We start from the raw sequence: 19,373 nt of genomic DNA on the forward strand, positions 1-19,373 counted from the left end.
CGGCCCGGGTCCCGCGTCTGCCTGGCGACCCGTTCGCATCTCTGTCCCGAGACAGATGTGCGGCCCCCACGCGTCCACTAGCGTTGCGCCGATGGGCTCACGACGGAGGCTCGTGCTGGGGGACTGCGGGATCGCGGTCGCCTACGTCGCGCTGCTGCTGTCGGCCACCGGTGTGCACGCGGCCGCTCCGGCGTGGTTGCGGGTGCTGATGCTGCTCGGAACCGTGCTGCCGGCCGGATCGCGTCGGCTGTGGCCGCTGCCGGTGTTCGCGTTCGTGCTGACGATGACGTGGCTGTCGGTACTGCTCGGCGCCATGGTGGATCCTTTTCTGGCGGCCGGGTTCTGCCTGTACCCGGTCGCGGTGGGCGAGATCGGCCCACGCCGGATCCCGGTGCTGGCCATGGTCCTGCTCGGAGCGGTCGGCGTGCTGGTCGGACGGGGCGTGGCTGGTCCGTTCTGGGCGTTCTCCGGAGTCGGCACTGTCCTGTTCGGCGCGCTGGTGCTCGGCGGGGCGTGGGCGATCGGCCGGGCCGTGCGCCGAAGTCGTTGCTACGCCGAGAGACTGGCCGAGCAGGCGGTGATGGCGGAGCGGCTGCGCATCGCCCGCGAGCTGCACGACGTGGTGGCGCACAGCCTCGGCGTCATCGCGGTGAAGGCCGGGGTGGCCAACCACCTGCCGGAGTCCGCGCCGGATGCGTTGCGAGTCATCGAATCCACCAGCCGGGAAGCGTTGGCGGAGATGCGTCGCATGCTGGGCGTGCTCCGGGCCGAGGAGCCGCTGAGCCCGGCGCCGGGCCTGACGCAGCTGCCGCAACTTGCCGCCGTGGCCCGGGAAATGGGGGTGGAGACGAATGTGGACGTGCGCGGTGGGCCGCTGCCGGAAGGGGTCGACCTCGCGGTGTACCGGATCGTGCAGGAGGCCCTCACCAACGTGGTCAAGCACGCCGCCCCGACGAGTTGCCGGGTGCTGGTGGACGTGACCGACACCGAGGTGCGGGTGGACGTCACCAACCAGGGCCGGCACAGCGGGCTGCGCGGCATGCGGGAACGGGTCGCGATGTTCGACGGCGCTCTCACCGCCGGCCCGCGCCCCGGCGGCGGGTTTGCCGTCTCCGCAAGGCTTCCGTATGACTAGCGTGCTCATCGCCGACGACCAGGCGTTGCTGCGCGGCACGTTCCGGCTGCTGATCGACAGCGACCCGGAGCTGGAGACGGTCGGCGAGGCGGGCAACGGCGCCGAGGCGGTCGAACTGGCCCGGGAGCACAGGCCCGACGTGGTGCTGATGGACATCCGGATGCCGGTACTGGACGGTGTCGAGGCGACCCGCCGGATTTGCGCCGAGCTGGCCACCAAGGTGCTCGTGCTGACCATGTTCGACCTGGACCGGTACGTGTTCGCCGCGCTGCGGGCCGGGGCGAGCGGCTTCCTGCTCAAGGACACGCCGCCGGCCGAGCTGCTGTCCGCGATCCGCATCGTCGCCGCGGGCGACGCGCTGCTGTCGCCGTCGGTCACCCGGCGGCTGATCGCCGAGTTCGGCCGGACGCCCGCGTTGGCGCGCCCGACGCTGGCCGGCGTCACCCAGCGGGAGCAGGACGTGCTGCGGCTGGTCGGGCGCGGGCTGTCCAACGCGGAGATCGCCGGCCGGCTGCACCTGGGCGTCGGGACCGTGAAGACGCACGTGAGCCACCTGCTCGCCAAGTTCGCCGTGCGGGACCGCGCACAACTGGTCGTCATCGCCTACGAATCCGGCCTGATCACCCCGAATTCCGGTTCACTATGATCATGCCGATCACCCTTCAGGGCGATTCATCCCGATTCACCATTGGCCGTGAAGGGCGTGAAAACCGCCGCCGAGCTGCATGGATGTGATTTGGTTCACGGGTGGCCCGGAACCGACCCTGGCAATCCGGACAGGCAACTCTTAAGGTCTTCACGGTTTCCTCTTCAGCTTCTCCGCAGGTCGATACCCGAGGCTTGTCGCATGGGTCGAAATTCCCGGCCGGCGTGGACGCGCCACCGAGTGCTGGTGATGCTCGCGGCCGTTGTCGCCGGCGCCGGGCTGGCTGCCGTCGTGGTCGGCGTGGACGGCAGCGTCGCCGCGTCCCCGGTGGCGGGCACGCCCCAGCCCAAGGCCCGGTCCGCGGCCGCCACCGGCACGCTGACCAAGACCGCCGCCCCGACGGCGTCCGTCGACGCCACCTCCGTCCCCGTGACGGATCCGACCGCGGCGCTCGCCGCCGCCATGGCCCCGCTGAACGCGGACAAGAGCGGCGACTTCTCGGTGGCCGTGCTCAACCAGGACACCGGCGTCACCGCCAGCTACAACGCCGACGAGAAGTACCCGACCGCCAGCATCGTCAAGGCCGACATCCTCGCCGTGCTGCTGTACCAGTCGCAGCAGCAGGGCACGCCGCTCACCGACGACGAGGACCAGGCCGCCACCAAGATGATCGAGGCCAGCGACAACGACTCCGCCACGACGCTGTGGGACGACGTGGGCAGCGCCGCCGGCATGGCGACGGCCAACGCCGCCTTCGGCCTGCGCAACACGGTGCCCGGCGCGGACGACTACTGGGGCCTGACCACCACGACCGTCGCCGACCAGCTCACCGTGATGAACGTGCTCACGTCGGGCAAGTCGCCGCTGGACGAGGCCTCCCGCAAGTACGCCGCCGACCTCATGCACGAGGTCGAGCCCGACCAGGTGTGGGGCGTGTCGGCCGCCGCGGACCCCGGCACCACGCCGGCGTTGAAGAACGGCTGGCTGCCCATCGACTCCGACGACGACCTGTGGGCGATCAACAGCATCGGCCAGGTCAGCCACGGCGGCCACAGCTACCTGGTGGCGTTCCTGTCCAGTTCACAGCCCGACGAGCAGACCGGCATCGACCAGGCGTCGGCCGTCTGCAAGGCCGCCGTCGCGGCGGTGGCCGGCCGCTGACGAACGCGAATGTGGTTCAGATATCGGCCGGAACCGGTCGCGAATGGCCGCAATCACTGCGCCGAACGGCCCCAACAGGGCAGACAAACCCGCGCCGAGGCGGACAATGGCGGGATGAAGTGGTTCCCGTGGCGGCGCCGTCACGCCGAGCACGACACGCCCGTCGTCGAGCCCGACTCCGACCAGGTGGCGGAGTGGCTGGAACCTGCAACGGAGAACCCGCGGGCCCGGGCCGAGCGGTTCTGGGCGCGCTGGTACGAGCTGTTGCCGCAGATCAACTCCGCCCTCGGCGACAGCGAGCCGAAGCGGATCGAGCACCTGCTGTGCGAGGAGGTCGCGGCGATCCACCCGGAGCTGCACTTCTCGGTGGAACGCGGCCAGCGCGCCGTCTACGCCCTCGTCGTCACCGGGCAGGAGCGCCCCGACCTGCGTCCGTTCACCGACGCGTGGCAGGCGGCCGCGCCGCCGGAGGACATGATCTGGGAGTACCACGACTCGGTGCCGCCCGTGCCGGACCCGACCGAGGTCACCGTCAACATCGGCGACCACCGGCTGCGCCTGGCCGACGTGCGCGTCGTGGCACAGGTGGACCGGGACGCCGGCGTCGTCGACGTCGCCGTGCACCATCCGGAACTGGGGTCGCTGACCGACGAGGCCCGCACCGCGATGACCTTCCTGCCGCTCGACGCCACCCTCGGCGAGCGCCTCGCGGCCGAGCGGCTGCGGCGCGTGGAGACGGCGGAGTCCGCCCCGGATCACGGCATCACGCTGCTGGAGCTGCGGACGATCGTGCGCGGGCTGGCGGGCCAGGACGCCGACGGCAATCCGATCGAGCACACCACCCCCAGCGGTGACGCCTGACGGCCGGAAACTGTCGGGGGTCACCGCTAATCTAGGCCCGTGACCAGCACCGAAGACGTTCCCGACGACATTCGCGCGCATTACGGCGAGCTCGCCGAGCAGATCCGCGGCCACCAGTTCCGCTACTACGTCCTGGACTCGCCGACGATCACCGACGGCGAGTTCGACGTGCTGCTGCGCGAACTCCAGGGCATCGAGGACTCCTACCCGAGCCTGGTCACGCCCGACTCGCCGACGCAGCGGGTGGGCGGCAGCTTCTCCACCGACTTCACCGCGGTCGACCACCTGGAGCGGCTGCTCAGCCTGGACAACGTCTTCAACACCGACGACCTGCGGGCCTGGGCCGACCGGGTGCACAAGGAGATCGGCGAGGACTCGCACTTCCTGTGCGAGCTCAAGATCGACGGCCTCGCGCTGAACCTGCTCTACCAGGACGGCCGGCTGGTGCGGGCGCTGACCCGTGGCGACGGTCGCACCGGCGAGGACGTCACGCTGAACGTCCGCACCATCAACGACATCCCGGAGCGGCTGACCGGCACCGACGAGTTCCCGGTGCCCGAGCTGGTCGAGGTGCGCGGCGAGGTGTTCTTCCGGGTGGAGGACTTCGAGGAGCTCAACGCCGGCCTGGTCGAGGCCGGCAAGCCGCCGTTCGCCAACCCGCGCAACTCGGCCGCCGGCTCGCTGCGGCAGAAGGACCCGAAGGTCACCGCCGGCCGTCCGCTGCGCTTCATCTGCCACGGCCTCGGCAAGCGCGAGGGCTTCGAGCCGCAGCGGCAGTCCGACGCCTACCGCGCGCTGGCGGCCTGGGGCCTGCCGGTGTCCCCGCACACCAAGCTGGTCAAGGGCATCGACGAGGTCGAGGCGCACGTCGCGTACTGGGGTGAGCACCGGCACGACGCCGAGCACGAGATCGACGGCATCGTCGTCAAGGTCGACGAGGTGGCGCTGCAGCGGCGGCTGGGCTCCACGTCGAGGGCCCCGCGCTGGGCGATCGCGTACAAGTACGCGCCCGAGGAGGCCACCACCACGCTGCTGGACATCCAGGTCGGCGTCGGCCGCACCGGCCGGGTCACGCCGTTCGCGGTGACCAAGCCGGTGCTGGTGGCCGGTTCCACGGTGGCGCGGGCGACGCTGCACAACGCGTCCGAGGTCAAGCGCAAGGGCGTGCTGATCGGCGACACGATCGTCATCCGCAAGGCCGGCGACGTCATCCCGGAGGTGCTCGGTCCGGTGGTCGACGCCCGCACCGGTGACGAGCGCGAGTTCGTGATGCCGGTGGACTGCCCGGAGTGCGGCACCACGCTGCGCTACGAGAAGGAAGGCGACGCCGACATCCGCTGCCCCAACCAGCAGTCCTGCCCGGCGCAGCTGCGGGAGCGGCTGTTCTACCTGGCCAGCCGCAACGCGCTGGACATCGAGGTGCTCGGCTACGAGGCGGCGACCGCGCTGCTGGAGGCCGGCGTGATCGAGGACGAGGGCGACGTGTTCGACCTCGACGCCCGGAAGCTGCTGCGCACCGACCTGTTCCGGGCCCAGGACAAGAAGTCCGAACTCGGCTACAAGCTGTCCGCCAACGGTGCGCGGCTGCTGGCCAACCTGGACGCGGCCAAGCAGCGGGACCTGTGGCGGGTGCTGGTGTCCCTGTCCATTCGGCATGTCGGGCCGTCGGCGGCGCGGGCGCTGGCCGTCACGTTCGGCTCCATCGACCGGATCTTCGCCGCCAGCGAGGAGGAACTGGCCGCCGCCGACGGCGTGGGCCCGACGATCGCCGCGGCCGTGCGCGAGTGGTACGAGTGGGAGTGGCGGCGGGACATCATCGAGAAGTGGCGCGCAGCCGGCGTTCGGATGGAGGAGGAGCAGGATTCCTCGACGCCGCGCGTGCTCGAGGGGCTGTCCATCGTGGTGACGGGGACGCTGCCGAACTTCTCGCGGGACGAGGCCAAGGAGGCGATCATCGTGCGCGGCGGCAAGGCCGTCGGCTCGGTGTCGAAGAAGACGTCGTTCGTGGTGGTGGGGGAGAACCCGGGATCCAAGTACGACAAGGCCATTCAGCTCAAGGTGCCGGTGCTCGACGAGGACGGCTTCCGTGTGCTGCTGGCCCAGGGCTCGGACGCGGCGATCGAGGTCGCCACCATCGGCGCCGAGGAGGAGACCTCAGCGCCCTGAGCGGACGAACAGGTCGAAGACGTTGCCGGCCATGGACGGCCACTCGCTCATCATCTCGGCGGCGGGGTCACGCGTCGTGGTCGAGGGCAGCAGGTCCCTCGGCTGCGGCGTGGACTTCGGCCCGGCGCTGGTCGACGCCGGCGGCGCCGGCACCTCCTTGGTCACCACCAGCACCTTCGTCTGCGGCGCGGGCTGCTGCACGATGATCGTGGTCGGCGGCTGCGGCGTCGGCGTGGCCGAGGTGGTGGTCGGTGTGGGCACCGGGGTCTGGCCGGCGTTGCGGATGTCGGTGGCCTGCTCGCTGGCGTGCTGCACGGCCATGACGGCGACCACCGCCGCGAAGGTGATGCCGGTGATGCCGGCCGAGACCGCGAGGGCCGCCTCGGGGTGCACCACCCGGTGATGGCCTCGCATCACTTCTCCTCGCTTCGTGCCGAGCCCACGCCCTGGCCGAACCGGAACGTACTGGAGGAGTCGCGGACAGTCCAAGCCGTTGTCGGCCAACCATGACAGTCTTAGCTCGATCGAATGAATCGGCCCCATTGCCGTTGCGGCTGCGTCAGGGCACGGTCGAAGCATGCTGCAAGCCTGTCTGAACGGGAGTCGGGCGCGGGACGAGCATCCCGCGCTGCCGGTCACGCCCCAGGAGTTGGCCGCCGACGCGGCGGCCGTCGCCGAACTCGGAGTGACCGCGCTGCACGTGCATCCGCGTGATACCGCGGGTGAAGAGGTGCTCGCCGGGCCGGAGGTGGCCACCGCCGTCTCGGTGGTGCGGGCCGCGGTGCCGGGGCTGGAGATCAGCGTGACCACCGGGGCGTGGATCCAGCCGGATCCGGTGCGGCGCGCGGAACTTGTCGCCGGCTGGGCCGTGCTGGCCGCCGGCCGTCCCGACACCGCTTCCGTGAACGTGCACGAGGACGGCTGGCAGCAGGTCTGCGCCGCGTTGCACTCCGCCGGGGTCGGCATCGAACTCGGCGTGTTCCACGTGCAAGCCGCACAGACGTTGCGCGCCAACGGGTTCCCGCCCGGCTCCGTCCGAGTCTTGGCCGAAGTCCAGCCGGGGGACGCGCCGGAGCCGTTGCTGGACGCCCTTTCCTGGTCGAACCTGCCGATTCTGTTGCACGGTCAGGACGACGACGCGTGGTCGGTGTTCGGCGAGGCCGTGCGGCTCGGGCTGTCCACCAGGATGGGACTGGAGGACGCCTTGTGCCGCCCCGACGGCACGCCGGCCCTCGGCAACGCCGACCTGATCGCGGCGGCGCGAGGGATGCTCAGGACCATGTGACGATTCGTGCTGACTGGCGTGGGTCAATTGCCGTGCATGGCAATGGAAATTGGGGCCGGCGTCGGCTGCTCAGTCCGGCAGCACGACCGCGACGATCCCGGCCAGGTGCGCCAGCCTCGCCAACTCCGCCGCCCGGAACATCGGCCCGCCCGGCCTCCCGACCAGCAGCACCCGCTCCGGCTTGCCCAGCGGCGTGGCGGCGAGCTCCGTGCCCAGCTCCTGCCAGGTCTCCGGCACCCAGTCCTCTTCGCCGTCCAGAATCGTCGCCCGCGGCAGCGGCATCCACGGCACGGCGACCATCCGCGTCTCCGGCGCCGCGGTGCTCGCGGCCAGCCGGCGCACGCCGTCGCCGTCGTGCGTGATGACCAGCGCCCAGCCGGCGCGCACGATGCGCGGCACGCCCTCGGCGAAGATGGCCAGCCCCTGGTCGGGCTGCGCGGCGATCTCCTCGACCAGTTCGAGCTCGCGGTGCGTGTTCAGCACGCCCGCGTACGGGCGGACGGCGTCCACCTCGACGCCCTCGACCGACTCGGCGGCGGTGATCAGCGCGTCCGGCAGCCGGCCGGACGGCAGCTCCACCACCAGGTCGTCGATCGCCAGGCCCGGCGCGCGCTCCACCACGTCCACGCTGAGGATGTCAGCCCCGATCTCGCCGAGCGCGGTCGCCACCGCGCCCAGGGTGCCGGGTCGGTCCGGGAGCTGCACCCGGATCAGGAAGGACACCGCGGAACGCCTCCATGCCTAACTCGTGCGCGGGACCTCGTCGCCCGCACTCGGCCGCCGATTGTCGCAGACCGGCGACCGTGATGAGGATCGTCGTCCGCTCCGACGAGACGCGGGCCATCCGCTTCGCGGGATCGTGCGGCCCCGATACCCGCTCGGAGCTGCGCGGTCGCGCGTCCTAGACTCGATCGGTCATGCACGTTAGCCCCGCTCACGCTTGGAGGAGCACCTCCGCATGCCCAGCATCTCCCGAGACGAGGTCGCGCACCTCGCCCGGCTGGCCAGGTTGGCCGTGACAGACGACGAGCTGGACCTGTTCGCCGGCCAGTTGGACGCCATCCTGAACGCGGTGGCCCAGGTCAGCGAGGTTTCCCAGCAGGACGTGCCGCCGACCTCGCACGCCGTGCCGCTGACCAACGTGTTCCGCGAGGACGTCGTCCGCCCGAGCCTGACCCAGCAGCAGGCGCTGTCCGGCGCGCCGGCCGCCGAGGAGGGCCGCTTCCGCGTGCCCCGCATCCTGGGGGAGGAGCAGTGAACGAGCTTGCCGAGTTCACCATTCAGCGCAGCGAGCTTCTGCTCGCGACTCCGACGAGCTCTGCGAGGAGGATGTCGTGAGCGAGCTCATCAGGCTGTCGGCTGCCGACCTGGCCGACAAGATCCACAAGCGTGAGGTCTCCGCGGTCGAGGTGACGCAGGCCCACCTGGACCGGATCGCCGAGGTCGACGGGGCCGTGCACGCCTTCCTGCACGTCAACACCGAAGGCGCGCTGGCCGCCGCGGCCAAGGTCGACGAGCGGATCGCCGTCGGCGAGGTCGCGTCCCCGCTGGCCGGCGTGCCGCTGGCGCTCAAGGACGTGCTGACCACGGTCGACGAGCCCACCACCGTCGGCTCCAAGATCCTCGAGAACTGGCTGCCGCCGTACGACGCCACCGTCACCGAGCGGCTGCGGGCCGCCGGCGTCGTCATCCTCGGCAAGACCAACATGGACGAGTTCGCGATGGGCTCCTCCACCGAGAACTCCGCGTACGGGCCGACCCGCAACCCGTGGGACCTGGAGCGCATCCCCGGCGGCTCCGGCGGCGGCTCGTCCGCGTCGCTGGCCGCCTTCGAGGCGCCACTGGCCATCGGCACCGACACCGGCGGCTCGATCCGCCAGCCCGGCGCGGTCACCGGCACCGTCGGCGTGAAGCCGACCTACGGCACCGTGTCCCGCTACGGCCTGGTGGCCTTCTCCTCGTCGCTGGACCAGGCCGGGCCGTGCGCGCGCACCGTGCTCGACGCCGCCCTGCTGCACGAGGTGATCGCCGGCTACGACCCGATGGACTCCACCTCCATCAACGAGCCGGTGCGCCCCGTCGTCGAGGCCGCCCGCCAGGGCGCGACCGGCGACCTCAAGGGCGTCAGGGTCGGAGTGGTGCGGGAGTTCCGCGGCGAGGGCTACCAGCAGGGCGTCATCGACTGCTTCGACGCCGCCGTGCAGCAGCTGCGCGACCTCGGAGCCGAGGTCGTCGAGGTCTCCTGCCCGCACTTCGAGTACGCGCTCGGCGCGTACTACCTGATCGCGCCGAGCGAGGCCTCGTCCAACCTGGCCCGCTTCGACGCCATGCGCTACGGCCTGCGGGTCAGCGGCGAGGGCGAGCTGTCCGCCGAGCAGGTCATGTCGCTGACCCGGGAGGCCGGTTTCGGGCCCGAGGTGAAGCGGCGCATCATCCTCGGCACGTACGCGCTGTCCGCCGGCTACTACGACGCCTACTACGGCTCGGCGCAGAAGGTCCGCACGCTCATCTCGCGCGACTTCTCCTCGGCGTTCGAGCAGGTGGACGTGCTGGTCGCGCCGACGACGCCGACCACGGCGTTCAAGATCGGCGAGCGGATCGACGACCCGCTCGCGATGTACCTCAACGACCTGTGCACCATCCCGTCCAACCTGGCCGGCAACGCCGCGCTGAGCGTGCCGTCCGGGCTGGCCGCCGAGGACGGCCTGCCGACCGGCCTCCAGGTGATGGCGCCCGCGCTGGCCGACGAGCGGATGTACCGCGTCGCCGCCGCGTACGAGGTCGCCCGCGACGCCGCGCAGGGCGGTCCGCTGATCAACCGCGTGCCCGAACTGGAGGCGATCTCGCGATGAACGTCAACAAGATCCGCCTGGTCATCACCGTCGTCGGCTCGGCCGTCGGCGTGGTCGCGGCCGGCGCGCAGGTGCGCAAGGCCGTGCAGAAGGGCGACAAGCTGTCCCTGGTGAACGCGCTCGCCAGCGTGCTGGTGGCCGTCACCGGTGGGGCGCTCGCGATCCGTGGGGCACGAAAGGACGAGGAAGCGTGACCGCCGTGGCCGAGGTGATGGACTACGACGAGGTCCTCGAACGGTTCGACCCGGTGCTCGGGCTCGAGGTGCATGTCGAGCTGAACACCAACACGAAGATGTTCTGCGGCTGCGCCAACGTGTTCGGCGGCGAGCCCAACACCCACGTCTGCCCGGTGTGCCTGGGCATGCCCGGCGCGCTGCCCGCCGTGAACGGCAAGGCCGTCGAGTCCGCCATGCGGATCGGCCTGGCCTTGAACTGCGAGATCGCGCAGTGGTGCCGGTTCGCCCGGAAGAACTACTTCTACCCGGACATGCCGAAGAACTTCCAGACGTCGCAGTACGACGAGCCGATCGCCTTCAACGGCTGGCTCGACGTCGAGCTGGACGACGGCAGCATCTTCCGGGTGGAGATCGAGCGGGCGCACATGGAGGAGGACACCGGCAAGTCGCTGCACGTCGGCGGCGCCACCGGCCGCATCCACGGCGCCGACTACTCGCTGCTGGACTACAACCGGGCGGGCGTGCCGCTGATCGAGATCGTCACCAAGCCGATCACCGGCACCGGAGCCCGCGCGCCCGAGGTCGCCCGCGCCTACGTCGCCGCGCTGCGGGACCTGCTGCGTGGCCTGGACGTCTCCGACGTGCGGATGGACCAGGGCTCGCTGCGCTGCGACGCCAACGTGTCGCTGATGGCCAAGGACGCCACCGAGTTCGGCACCCGCACCGAGACCAAGAACGTCAACTCGCTGCGCAGCGTCGAGCGGGCCGTGCGCTACGAGATGACCCGGCACGCCGCGGTCCTCGCCGGCGGCGGCAAGATCAAGCAGGAGACCCGGCACTTCGACGAGTCGACGGCGACCACGTCCGCCGGGCGTACCAAGGAGACAGCCGAGGACTACCGCTACTTCCCCGAGCCCGACCTGGTGCCGATCGCGCCGTCGCGGGAGTGGGTGGAGCAGCTGCGGGTCGGCCTGCCGCAGCCGCCGTGGGTGCGGCGCAAGCAGATCCAGGAGGAGTGGGGCCTCACCGACCTGGAGCTGCGGGACCTCGTCAACGCCGACGCCCTGGACCTGGTCGCCGCCACCGTCGACGCCGGGGCCAAGCCCGACGACGCGCGGTCGTGGTGGGTGTCGTACCTGTCGCAGCAGGCCAAGATCCTGAACAAGGAGCTGGCCGAGCTGCCCATCACCCCCGCTCAGGTCGCCCGGGTGTCCGCTCTGGTCGCCGACGGCAGCCTCACCAACAAGCTGGCCCGTGCCGTCGTCGACGGCGTGCTCGCCGGCGAGGGTGAGCCGGACGAGGTCGTGGAGAAGCGGGGGCTCAAGGTCGTCTCCGACGACTCGGCCCTGACCGCCGCCGTCGACGAGGCGCTGGCCGCCCAGCCCGACGTCGCCGAGAAGATCCGCAGCGGCAAGGTCGCCGCCGCCGGCGCGATCGTCGGCGCCGTGATGAAGGCCACCAAGGGCCAGGCCGACGCCAAGCGCGTCCGTGAGTTGATCATCGAACGGTGTAGCTGATCTCTCGTTGAAGAAGAGGGGCGCCCCCGACGGAGGCGCCCCTCTTCTGTCAGTCCTTGGGTCGGCCGCCGTTCGGCTTCGGGATGATGATCGCCCGGTCGTCGCTGGACACCGGCTTGCCGCCGTCCTTGTTCACGGTGCCGACGAGCAGCGTGTTCTGGTCGATCACGTCCATGGCGCCGATGAGGCCGTAGCCGCCCTGGCCGTCGAGGATCGTGCTGGGCTTGCCGTTGAAGCCGCCGGTCTTGGCCAGGGCCAGGACCTGGATGCCGACCTTGTGCACCGTCGCGACGCTGACCTCGTCCGTGAAGGCCGCGCAGCCCGCGACGCCCGGCTTGTCCGGCCACGACCAGGCCGGGCTGCCCAGCTGCGGCTGCCCCGGCGTGATCCGGTACAGCTGGTCGGCGGCGGCGGTCTGGTCCGTGACCCATGCCGCGCTGCCGTCGGCCGCCGTGCACATGCCGCCCGGGTCCTGCAGCCCGCCGATCACCACCGCCGACGACGGATTCGGGTTGCCCGGCGCCGGGTGCCCGAGGCCGTCGATGCGCAACACCTTGCCCGCCAACGAATTCGGGTCACCGGCGGCGGCCGCGTTCCCCGCGTCGCCGGTTGCGACCAGCAGCGCCCCGCTGCGGTCGACCGCCAGCACGCCCCGGTTGTGCGTCGGGCCCTTGGGGATTCCCGTCAGCACCGGCTTCGGTGTGTCGCCGACGGCGAACCGCATCACCCGGTTGTCCGTCGCCGTCGTGACATAGGCGTACACCAGTTGGTCCTGCTGGTACGTCGGCGACAACGCCAGCCCCGTCAGGCCGCCGTCCGTCGAGGCTTCCACCTCGATCGTCGCCACCGGCTTCGGGTCCTGGCCTCGCTGCACCGCCAGCACGCGGCCGGTGGTCCGCTCCGCCGCCAGGCCGCTCGCGCCGCCCGGCAGGGCCGCCACCGCCGCCAGCGGCGACATGCACGTGCCGATCACGTTCTGGTCGAAGTCCGTGCACCCCTGCGGCGGCGGCACCGGCTTCGCCGTGCCTCCCGGCCCCGGGATCGTGCCCCCGCCGTCCGCGCTCGAGCCGCCCGGCACGTTCGGCTCCGGCCCCGGCGCCTCGGTGAGCTTCGGCTGCGGCTGCCAGTTCTGCACGTTCGCGCCGTTGGACTGGTCGGGGAAGCTCGCGCACCCTGTGAGCAGCAGACCGAGCGCCACCGACGAGGCAACAACCCGGCTAGCTCTCCGCATGATGCCCGAGCGTAAGCGCGCCTGCGTGAACCCTGGGTGAGCACCCGCGCCGTTTCCCCACCCTGGGCGAGGAGCTGTGGAACGGACGCAGGCCGCACGTCGCCGAGCTGCGGGTCGACTGGGACTAGGGTCGTGGCGTGACCGATCACGACACGATCACCGTGCTGGTGCCCGACGAGCACGCGCTCGACGTGCTGTCCCCGATCGCGGGCGTCCGCCCGGTCCGCTACGACGTCGAGGGCGAGCTGCCGGCCGAGGCCGCCGAGGCCGAGGTGCTCATCCCGCCGTTCCTGGCCGGCAAGCGCGCGGTCCCGCTGGTCGAGAAGCTGCCCAAGCTGCGGCTGGTGCAGCTGCTCAGCGCCGGCGCCGAGGTGTGGCTCGGCCGGCTGCCCGATGGGGTGGCGCTGTCCACCTGCCGTGGCGCGCACGGCGGCAGCACCGCGGAGTGGGTCGTCGCCGTTCTGCTGTCCTTCTACCGTCACCTCCCGTTCTTCCTCGATGCCCAGCGGGCCGGCCGCTGGGACTACCAGGTCACCGACACGTTGCAGGACAAGCGGGTGCTGATCGTCGGCGCCGGCGACCTCGGCACCCAGCTGGTGCGGCGGCTGGAGCCGTTCGACGTGACGACCACCGTGGTCGGCCGCACCGCGCGGGAGGGGGTGCACGGGGTGGACGAGCTGCCTGAGCTGCTCGGCACGCACGACGCGGTTGTCCTGGTCGTGCCACTCACGTCCGACACCACCGGGATGGTCGACGCGGAGTTCCTGTCCCGCATGGCCGACGGCGCGATCCTCGTCAACGCCGCGCGGGGCCCGGTGGTCGACACCGATGCGCTGGTGGCGGAACTGCGGAAGGGCCGGATCCGGGCGGCGCTCGACGTCACCGAGCCGGAGCCGCTGCCCGAAGATCATCCACTGTGGAGCGTCGACGGCCTGTTGCTCACGCCGCACGTCGCCGGCAGCTGCACCGGCCGGGAGAAGCGGGCCTACGGCGTCGCCGCGGCCGAGGTCGCCCGCTTCGTCCGGGGCGAGGAGCCGCGCAACCTCGTGCGCGGCGAGTACTAGGGAATCAGCAGGACCCGGCCGAGGTTGGCACGCTCGTCCATGACCCGGTGGGCCTGTGCCGCCTCCGTCAAGGAGAACGAGGCATGCTGGGCGACCCGCAGCTCGCCGCCGACGATCAGCCGCGTCGCCTCGGCAACGTCGTCGCGAGCCTCCTCGGGCCGCGATTGCCGCCATGCGAACAAACCGAAGCCGGTGATCGTGCGCAGCCCGAACAGGCTGCGCACGTTCACGGACGCGATCTCGCCGCTGGCGGCCCCGTACATCACGGCCCGGCCGAGTGGGGCGAGTGCTTCGATGCCGCGCAGCAGGGTCGAACCGCCGACGGCGTCCGCGACGAGATCGACGCCGGTGGGCCACTCGCCGTCGGTCGTCACGACGTCGTCGGCGCCCAGGGAGCGAACGAAGTCCGCCTTGGTAGCGGATCCGACGACACCGACCACCTTGGCGTCGGACAACTTCGCCAACTGGACGGCGAGATGTCCGATGCCGCCGGCGGCCGACTGCACCAGCACGGTCTCGCCGGCGGTCAGCCGGCCCATCCGCAGCAGGCGCAAGGCGACGGGCGCGAGCATCGGCAACGCGGTGGCCGACGCCGCGTCCAGACCGGGTGGCACGACGGCGGCCCATGCGGCGTCGGCGAGGACGAAGTCCGCATACGCACCCTCCGCGACCAGGGCGGCGACCCGGTCGCCGACGGAAAACGACGTGACATCGGGCCCAACGGCGTCGACCACGCCGACGACGTCGCCGGTGGGGCTGCCCGGCAGCGGCCGGGCGAAGATCCCGTCGGCACCGGCGCGGATCTTGGTGTCGGCGAAGTTGAGACCGATGGCTTCGGCCCGGAGCAGCAGTTGGCCCGGCCCGGGCGCGGGCACCTCGGCCTCCTCGACCTGCAGCACCTCGGGCCCGCCGTGGGCATGGAAGCGAACGAGTCGCACGAGAGTCCCCCTTATTGTTGGTAACGCCAACGTTGGCATCACCAACGATAGCGTGAAAGGTACCGTGACGCCATGTCCGAACCGCACCGGCTCAGCGGCACCGCGATCTGGCTGCTGGGACGCGCGGCGCAGCGCGGCCACCAGCTCGCCCAGGAGCGGCTGGCGGCGGCGGGCATCCGCAAGTGGCACTACGCGGTGCTGGCGGCGGTTGCCGAGTACGGCGAGCAGTCCCAGGCCGACATCGGCCGCCGCCTGGGCCTCGACCGCAGCGACATGGTCGCGGTACTCAACGACCTGCAGGCCGACGGCTATGTCGGCCGCGAGCCCGATCCGGCCGATCGCAGGCGCAACATCGTCACCATCAGTGACGCCGGCCGGACGGCCCTGGCCGGCTTCGACCGGCTGATCGCCGAGGCGGACAGCTATCTGCTCGCCGACCTCTCCGCGACCGACCGGGCCCAGCTGGTGACCCTGTTGGAACGGATCGCGCACGTGTAGCTGCTCTGTTCGGCGGTCGTTCGGCCGCCGAAGGTTGCCTACCCTGCCGGCGGTGAGCACCTTCGAAACGGGGTTGCACCACCTCGACGACGACGAAGAAGAGCCCAACTACGGCAGCACGCTCGCGTACGAGGAACCGTCACGCCCAGTGGCGGCCTGGCACGGCGGGGCGGACCTGGGGCTGCTCGGCCTGCGGCTGATGCTGGGCGGCCTGGTCGGCGTGCACGGCGCGCAGCGGACGTTCGGCTGGTTCGGCGGTCACGGCCTCGGCGACTTCGCGAAATCCTTGCAGCAGGCCGGTTTCAAGTACACCGACATCCTCGCGCCGGCGCTGGGGTACGCCGAGTTCGGCGGCGCGGTGCTGATCGTCCTGGGCCTGTTCACGCCGCTCGCGGCGGCGGCCGTGCTCACCGTGGTGGGCAACACGATCATCCTGCAGTGGAACGGCGGCCTGTCCGAGTACGAGCTCGCGGCGGCGCTGGCCGGCGCGGCCTTCGCGGTGCTGTTCGCCGGCCCCGGCCGGATCTCGCTGGACCGTCCCACGCCGTGGTACCGGCACGCGCTGGCCTACGGCACCTCGCTGTTCTCGGTGGCGGTGATCGCGGTTGCCGCGCTGCAGCTGCTGCTGAGATAACTGACCCATGCTCTCCTTGCCGCTGGCCCCGGACGCCGAACTGACCACGCTCGAGCCCTGGCAGGCGGACGAGTTCGCCGAGCACATGGACCGGCACCGCGAACACCTCGCGCCGTGGATCCCGCTCGCCCACACCATCACCGACACCGAGAGCGCGCGGGAGCTGTTGCAGCGCTACGCCGACCGCCAGGCCAACGGGGCCGGGCGGCTGCTCGGCATCCGGCTGCGCGGCGAGCTGGTCGGCGCGATCCTGTTCCCGCAGTTCGACGCCGCCACCGGCAACTGCGAGCTGGGCGTCTGGCTCGCGCCGCACGCCCAGGGCCACGGGCTGATCACCAAGGCCGCCCAGCTGATGATCGACTGGGCGTTCGAGGTGCGGGGCATGCACCGCATCGAGTGGATCACCATGCCGGCCAACGAGCGCAGCAAGGCGGTGGCCAAGCGGCTGGGCATGACCCTGGACGGCGTCATGCGCGAGTCCTACCTGTTCGGCGGCCGCCGCCACGACGCCGAGATCTGGTCACTCCTGGTGACCGACCCGCGCCCCTGGACGTTGGGAACGGACCATTCCAAAACTCCGAGTTGAGGAATGGTCCGTTCCGAACACGTCAGCGACTACAGGCCGGGGTCGCGGACGGCGCCGGTGGCGGCCGAGGTGGTCAGCTTCGCGTAGGCGCGCAGCGCCAGCGTCACCGGGCGCTGCCGGTCCTTGGGCTGCCACGGCCGCTCGCTGGACTCCATCTTGGCCCGGCGCTCGGCCAGCACGGCCTCGTCCACCAGCAGCTCCAGCTTCCGCTCGTGCACGTCGATCAGGATCTGGTCACCGTTCTCGACCAGGCCGATCGTGCCGCCGTGCGCGGCCTCCGGCGAGATGTGCCCGACGGAGATGCCCGACGAGCCGCCGGAGAACCGGCCGTCGGTGATCAGCGCGCACTTCTTGCCCAGGCCGGAGCCCTTCAGGAACGCGGTGGGGTGCAGCATCTCCTGCATGCCGGGGCCGCCGGCCGGGCCCTCGTAGCGGACGACGATGACCTCGCCCGGCTGGACCTCCTTGTTGAGGATGACCGACACGGCCTCCTCCTGGCTCTCCACCACCCGCGCCGGGCCCTGGAAGCGCCACAGCTCTTCCTCGATGCCGGCGGACTTGATCACGGCGCCGTCCACGGACAGGTTGCCGCGCAGCACCGCGAGCCCACCGTCCTTCGTGTACGCGTGCGCGACGTCGCGGATGCAGCCGCCCTCGGCGTCGGTGTCCAAAGAGGACCACCGCGCGTCGGTGGAGAACGCCTGCGTGGTGCGGACCCCGCCGGGCGCCGCGTGGTACAGCTCAAGCGCTTCCTCGGACGGCGACTCGGCGCGAATGTCCCACGTGGACAGCCACTCCGAGAGCGACGGGCTGTGCACCGCGTGCACGTCCTCGTTGAGCAGCCCGCCCCGCCAGAGTTCGCCCAGCAGCGCGGGGATGCCGCCGGCCCGGTGCACGTCCTCCATGTGGTAGTCGGAGTTCGGCGACACCTTGGACAGGCAGGGCACGCGGCGGCCGATCGCGTCGATGTCGGCCAGCGTGAAGTCGATCTCGCCCTCCTGCGCGGCGGCGAGGATGTGCAGCACGGTGTTCGTGGAACCGCCCATGGCCATGTCCAGGGCCATGGCGTTCTCGAACGCCTTGCGGTTGGCGATGGAGCGCGGCAGCGCGGACTCGTCGTCCTGCTCGTACCAGCGCTTGGCCAGCTCGACGACCGTGGTGCCGGCCCGCTCGAACAGCGCCCGCCGGGCCGCGTGGGTGGCCAGGGTGGAGCCGTTGCCGGGCAGCGACAGGCCGAGCGCCTCGGTGAGGCAGTTCATCGAGTTGGCGGTGAACATGCCCGAGCAGGAGCCGCAGGTCGGGCAGGCGGAACGCTCGACGATCGCCAGCCCGTCGGCGTCCACGGCCTGGTTGGCCGACGCCGAGATGGCGGTGATCAGGTCGGTCGGGGCCTGCGCGACACCGTCGACGACAACCGCCTTGCCGGCCTCCATCGGGCCGCCGGACACGAACACCACCGGGATGTTCAGCCGCAGCGCCGCGTTCAGCATGCCGGGCGTGATCTTGTCGCAGTTGGAGATGCACACCAGCGCGTCGGCCTGGTGGGCGTTGACCATGTACTCGACCGAGTCGGCGATGATCTCGCGGGACGGCAGCGAGTAGAGCATGCCGCCGTGCCCCATCGCGATGCCGTCGTCGACCGCGATGGTGTGGAACTCCCGCGGCACGCCGCCGGCGGCGCGCACGCCCTCGGCCACGATGTCGCCGAGGTCGCGAAGGTGCACGTGGCCCGGCACGAACTGGGTGTAGGAGTTGGCGATCGCCACGATCGGCTTGCCGAAGTCGCCGTCGGTCATGCCGGTGGCCCGCCACAGCGCGCGGGCGCCCGCGGCGTTGCGTCCGTGGGTGGTGGTGCGGGAGCGCAGCTGGGGCACTGCTCCTCCAAAAACGAATTGGCCTTGCGGAAAAGTTGACGTGGACCGGGTCGCGGCTCGCAGACCAGGTTACTCCGCGTCCTCGGCGCCGGCGTTGGGATCGGACAGCCGGCCGCCGGACAGGGCCGCCAGCATCGGCAGGTGCCGGGTCCGCACGCCGGGCAGCGGGGCCAGCTCGTCCTCGGCGAGGACGGCGTTCACCCAGCCGCGGCGGGGCAGCTTGAGCGAGCGGATGTCGGCCCACGCCAGCGTCCGCGCGCCGAACAGGGTGCGGGTGCGCAGCTGCTCGGAGTCGACCACCGTCCGCGTCCGCAGGATCCACACCGCGAGCACGATCGGGACGAGGTAGAGCAGGGCGAACACCGGTCCGGCGGTGGCCACCACCGGCGTCTCGCAGATGGCCAGCAGACCCAGCGGGAGCAGGCCGGTGGTCGGCACCCGGAATATCACTCGTTGGACGGACGGAGAGGCGGACTCAGACACGCACGGATCCTCGCACCTGGGCTTTTCGTTCCACCATCCGGGAGCGTTTTCCCGCAGAGTTGACGCCTCGGGCGGGCCGGCAGTAACGTCCCGGGCATGCTGCGCAACACCGGCCTCGTACTTCCGAGGCGCGCCGACGCCTAGGGACCCTGAGTCCGCGTCGGCGCGCGACCCTCGTTCGACCACGTTCCCAGTGTGGTTGGCGGGGGTTTTTTCATGCTTGTTGGACCGTGAACTTTCCGCAGGACCACCGACCCCGAGGCAGC

Annotated in this window: 20 protein-coding genes; 14 read left to right on the forward strand and 6 right to left on the reverse strand. The window is 71.3% G+C overall.

Annotation, left to right across the window (positions count from 1 at the left end; genetic code table 11):
• The first annotated feature begins 91 nt into the window (after positions 1–91).
• The 5 genes from BJ998_RS25840 (at position 92) to ligA (ending at position 5,969) form a co-directional block, all read left to right on the forward strand.
• Complete coding sequence (locus BJ998_RS25840) at positions 92–1,135, forward strand: sensor histidine kinase (protein WP_184865689.1); 1,044 nt, start codon at positions 92–94, stop codon at positions 1,133–1,135.
• Complete coding sequence (locus tag BJ998_RS25845) at positions 1,128–1,781, forward strand: response regulator (RefSeq protein WP_184865692.1); 654 nt, start codon at positions 1,128–1,130, stop codon at positions 1,779–1,781. Before BJ998_RS25840 ends, BJ998_RS25845 begins: the two co-directional genes overlap by 8 nt.
• A gap of 201 nt (positions 1,782–1,982) precedes the next feature.
• Positions 1,983–2,942 (forward strand): serine hydrolase, encoded by a 960-nt coding sequence (locus BJ998_RS25850; protein WP_184865695.1) that lies wholly within the window; start codon positions 1,983–1,985, stop codon positions 2,940–2,942.
• Positions 2,943–3,056: 114 nt separating this feature from the next.
• The gene (locus BJ998_RS25855; RefSeq protein ID WP_184865698.1) at positions 3,057–3,803 is read left to right on the forward strand and encodes a hypothetical protein; all 747 of its coding nucleotides are present in this window, start codon (positions 3,057–3,059) and stop codon (positions 3,801–3,803) included.
• A 39-nt stretch (positions 3,804–3,842) separates the two neighbouring features.
• On the forward strand, positions 3,843–5,969 hold the full coding sequence (gene ligA, locus BJ998_RS25860; protein ID WP_184865700.1) for an NAD-dependent DNA ligase LigA: 2,127 nt from the start codon (positions 3,843–3,845) through the stop codon (positions 5,967–5,969).
• Here ligA and BJ998_RS25865 read toward each other — a convergent pair.
• The gene (locus BJ998_RS25865) at positions 5,958–6,383 is read right to left on the reverse strand and encodes a hypothetical protein (RefSeq protein ID WP_184865703.1); all 426 of its coding nucleotides are present in this window, start codon (positions 6,381–6,383) and stop codon (positions 5,958–5,960) included. The genes ligA and BJ998_RS25865 overlap by 12 nt on opposite strands.
• 163 nt (positions 6,384–6,546) lie before the next feature.
• Between BJ998_RS25865 and BJ998_RS25870 the strand changes: the two genes are divergently transcribed.
• Positions 6,547–7,254, forward strand: coding sequence for a 3-keto-5-aminohexanoate cleavage protein (locus BJ998_RS25870; RefSeq protein WP_184865705.1), 708 nt, complete (start codon positions 6,547–6,549; stop codon positions 7,252–7,254).
• A 69-nt stretch (positions 7,255–7,323) separates the two neighbouring features.
• On the opposite strand, the gene BJ998_RS25875 is transcribed toward BJ998_RS25870, so the two are convergent.
• Positions 7,324–7,977: an ACT domain-containing protein gene (locus tag BJ998_RS25875; RefSeq protein ID WP_184865708.1), complete on the reverse strand. Its 654-nt coding sequence runs from the start codon at positions 7,975–7,977 to the stop codon at positions 7,324–7,326.
• 235 nt (positions 7,978–8,212) lie between these two features.
• Between BJ998_RS25875 and gatC the strand changes: the two genes are divergently transcribed.
• The 4 genes from gatC (at position 8,213) to gatB (ending at position 11,799) form a co-directional block, all read left to right on the forward strand.
• Positions 8,213–8,512 carry an Asp-tRNA(Asn)/Glu-tRNA(Gln) amidotransferase subunit GatC gene (gene gatC, locus BJ998_RS25880; RefSeq protein ID WP_184865710.1) on the forward strand — a complete coding sequence of 100 codons (300 nt, stop codon included), beginning with the start codon at positions 8,213–8,215 and terminating at the stop codon, positions 8,510–8,512.
• A 76-nt stretch (positions 8,513–8,588) separates the two neighbouring features.
• A complete protein-coding gene (gene gatA, locus BJ998_RS25885) occupies positions 8,589–10,106 on the forward strand; it encodes an Asp-tRNA(Asn)/Glu-tRNA(Gln) amidotransferase subunit GatA (RefSeq protein WP_184865713.1) in 1,518 nt (505 codons plus the stop codon).
• Entirely contained in the window at positions 10,103–10,300 is a 198-nt protein-coding gene (locus tag BJ998_RS25890; RefSeq protein ID WP_184865715.1) for a hypothetical protein, read from the forward strand. The genes gatA and BJ998_RS25890 overlap by 4 nt, the downstream gene beginning before the upstream one ends.
• Positions 10,297–11,799, forward strand: coding sequence for an Asp-tRNA(Asn)/Glu-tRNA(Gln) amidotransferase subunit GatB (gene gatB, locus BJ998_RS25895; protein WP_184865717.1), 1,503 nt, complete (start codon positions 10,297–10,299; stop codon positions 11,797–11,799). The genes BJ998_RS25890 and gatB overlap by 4 nt, the downstream gene beginning before the upstream one ends.
• A gap of 49 nt (positions 11,800–11,848) precedes the next feature.
• Here gatB and BJ998_RS25900 read toward each other — a convergent pair whose 3' ends face one another.
• Entirely contained in the window at positions 11,849–13,030 is a 1,182-nt protein-coding gene (locus BJ998_RS25900) for a PQQ-dependent sugar dehydrogenase (RefSeq protein WP_184865719.1), read from the reverse strand.
• Between the two features lie 137 nt (positions 13,031–13,167).
• On the opposite strand from BJ998_RS25900, the gene BJ998_RS25905 reads away from it, so the two are divergent.
• Entirely contained in the window at positions 13,168–14,094 is a 927-nt protein-coding gene (locus BJ998_RS25905; protein WP_312890329.1) for a 2-hydroxyacid dehydrogenase, read from the forward strand.
• Here the strand turns inward: BJ998_RS25905 and BJ998_RS25910 are convergent.
• Positions 14,091–15,032 (reverse strand): quinone oxidoreductase family protein, encoded by a 942-nt coding sequence (locus BJ998_RS25910; protein WP_184865720.1) that lies wholly within the window; start codon positions 15,030–15,032, stop codon positions 14,091–14,093. The two genes, BJ998_RS25905 and BJ998_RS25910, sit on opposite strands and share 4 nt — an antisense overlap.
• A 72-nt stretch (positions 15,033–15,104) precedes the next feature.
• On the opposite strand from BJ998_RS25910, the gene BJ998_RS25915 reads away from it, so the two are divergent.
• The 3 genes from BJ998_RS25915 to BJ998_RS25925 are packed head-to-tail and all read left to right on the forward strand — an operon-like array spanning position 15,105 to position 16,750.
• Entirely contained in the window at positions 15,105–15,530 is a 426-nt protein-coding gene (locus BJ998_RS25915; RefSeq protein ID WP_184865722.1) for a MarR family winged helix-turn-helix transcriptional regulator, read from the forward strand.
• Positions 15,531–15,582: 52 nt separating this feature from the next.
• Positions 15,583–16,164, forward strand: a complete 582-nt coding sequence (locus BJ998_RS25920) for a DoxX family protein (RefSeq protein ID WP_184865724.1) — start codon at positions 15,583–15,585, stop codon at positions 16,162–16,164.
• 7 nt (positions 16,165–16,171) lie between these two features.
• Positions 16,172–16,750, forward strand: a complete 579-nt coding sequence (locus BJ998_RS25925; protein WP_184865726.1) for a GNAT family N-acetyltransferase — start codon at positions 16,172–16,174, stop codon at positions 16,748–16,750.
• A 29-nt stretch (positions 16,751–16,779) separates the two neighbouring features.
• On the opposite strand, the gene ilvD is transcribed toward BJ998_RS25925, so the two are convergent.
• Positions 16,780–18,624 (reverse strand): dihydroxy-acid dehydratase, encoded by a 1,845-nt coding sequence (gene ilvD, locus BJ998_RS25930; protein WP_184865728.1) that lies wholly within the window; start codon positions 18,622–18,624, stop codon positions 16,780–16,782.
• A 69-nt stretch (positions 18,625–18,693) separates the two neighbouring features.
• Entirely contained in the window at positions 18,694–19,107 is a 414-nt protein-coding gene (locus BJ998_RS49240; RefSeq protein WP_184865730.1) for a PH domain-containing protein, read from the reverse strand.
• Positions 19,108–19,373 lie beyond the last annotated feature (266 nt).

It is taken from the genome of Kutzneria kofuensis (genome assembly GCF_014203355.1).
GTDB classification, from domain to species: domain Bacteria; phylum Actinomycetota; class Actinomycetes; order Mycobacteriales; family Pseudonocardiaceae; genus Kutzneria; species Kutzneria kofuensis.

Coding starts and splice junctions, on each gene's coding strand:
- BJ998_RS25840 (WP_184865689.1), top strand. CDS start 92: ATGGGCTCACGACGGAGGCTCGTGCTGGGGGACTGCGGGATCGCGGTC.
- BJ998_RS25845 (WP_184865692.1), top strand. CDS start 1,128: ATGACTAGCGTGCTCATCGCCGACGACCAGGCGTTGCTGCGCGGCACG.
- BJ998_RS25850 (WP_184865695.1), top strand. CDS start 1,983: ATGGGTCGAAATTCCCGGCCGGCGTGGACGCGCCACCGAGTGCTGGTG.
- BJ998_RS25855 (WP_184865698.1), top strand. CDS start 3,057: ATGAAGTGGTTCCCGTGGCGGCGCCGTCACGCCGAGCACGACACGCCC.
- BJ998_RS25865 (WP_184865703.1), bottom strand. CDS start 6,383: ATGCGAGGCCATCACCGGGTGGTGCACCCCGAGGCGGCCCTCGCGGTC.
- BJ998_RS25870 (WP_184865705.1), top strand. CDS start 6,547: ATGCTGCAAGCCTGTCTGAACGGGAGTCGGGCGCGGGACGAGCATCCC.
- gatC (WP_184865710.1), top strand. CDS start 8,213: ATGCCCAGCATCTCCCGAGACGAGGTCGCGCACCTCGCCCGGCTGGCC.
- BJ998_RS25890 (WP_184865715.1), top strand. CDS start 10,103: ATGAACGTCAACAAGATCCGCCTGGTCATCACCGTCGTCGGCTCGGCC.
- BJ998_RS25900 (WP_184865719.1), bottom strand. CDS start 13,030: ATGCGGAGAGCTAGCCGGGTTGTTGCCTCGTCGGTGGCGCTCGGTCTG.
- BJ998_RS25915 (WP_184865722.1), top strand. CDS start 15,105: ATGTCCGAACCGCACCGGCTCAGCGGCACCGCGATCTGGCTGCTGGGA.
- BJ998_RS25925 (WP_184865726.1), top strand. CDS start 16,172: ATGCTCTCCTTGCCGCTGGCCCCGGACGCCGAACTGACCACGCTCGAG.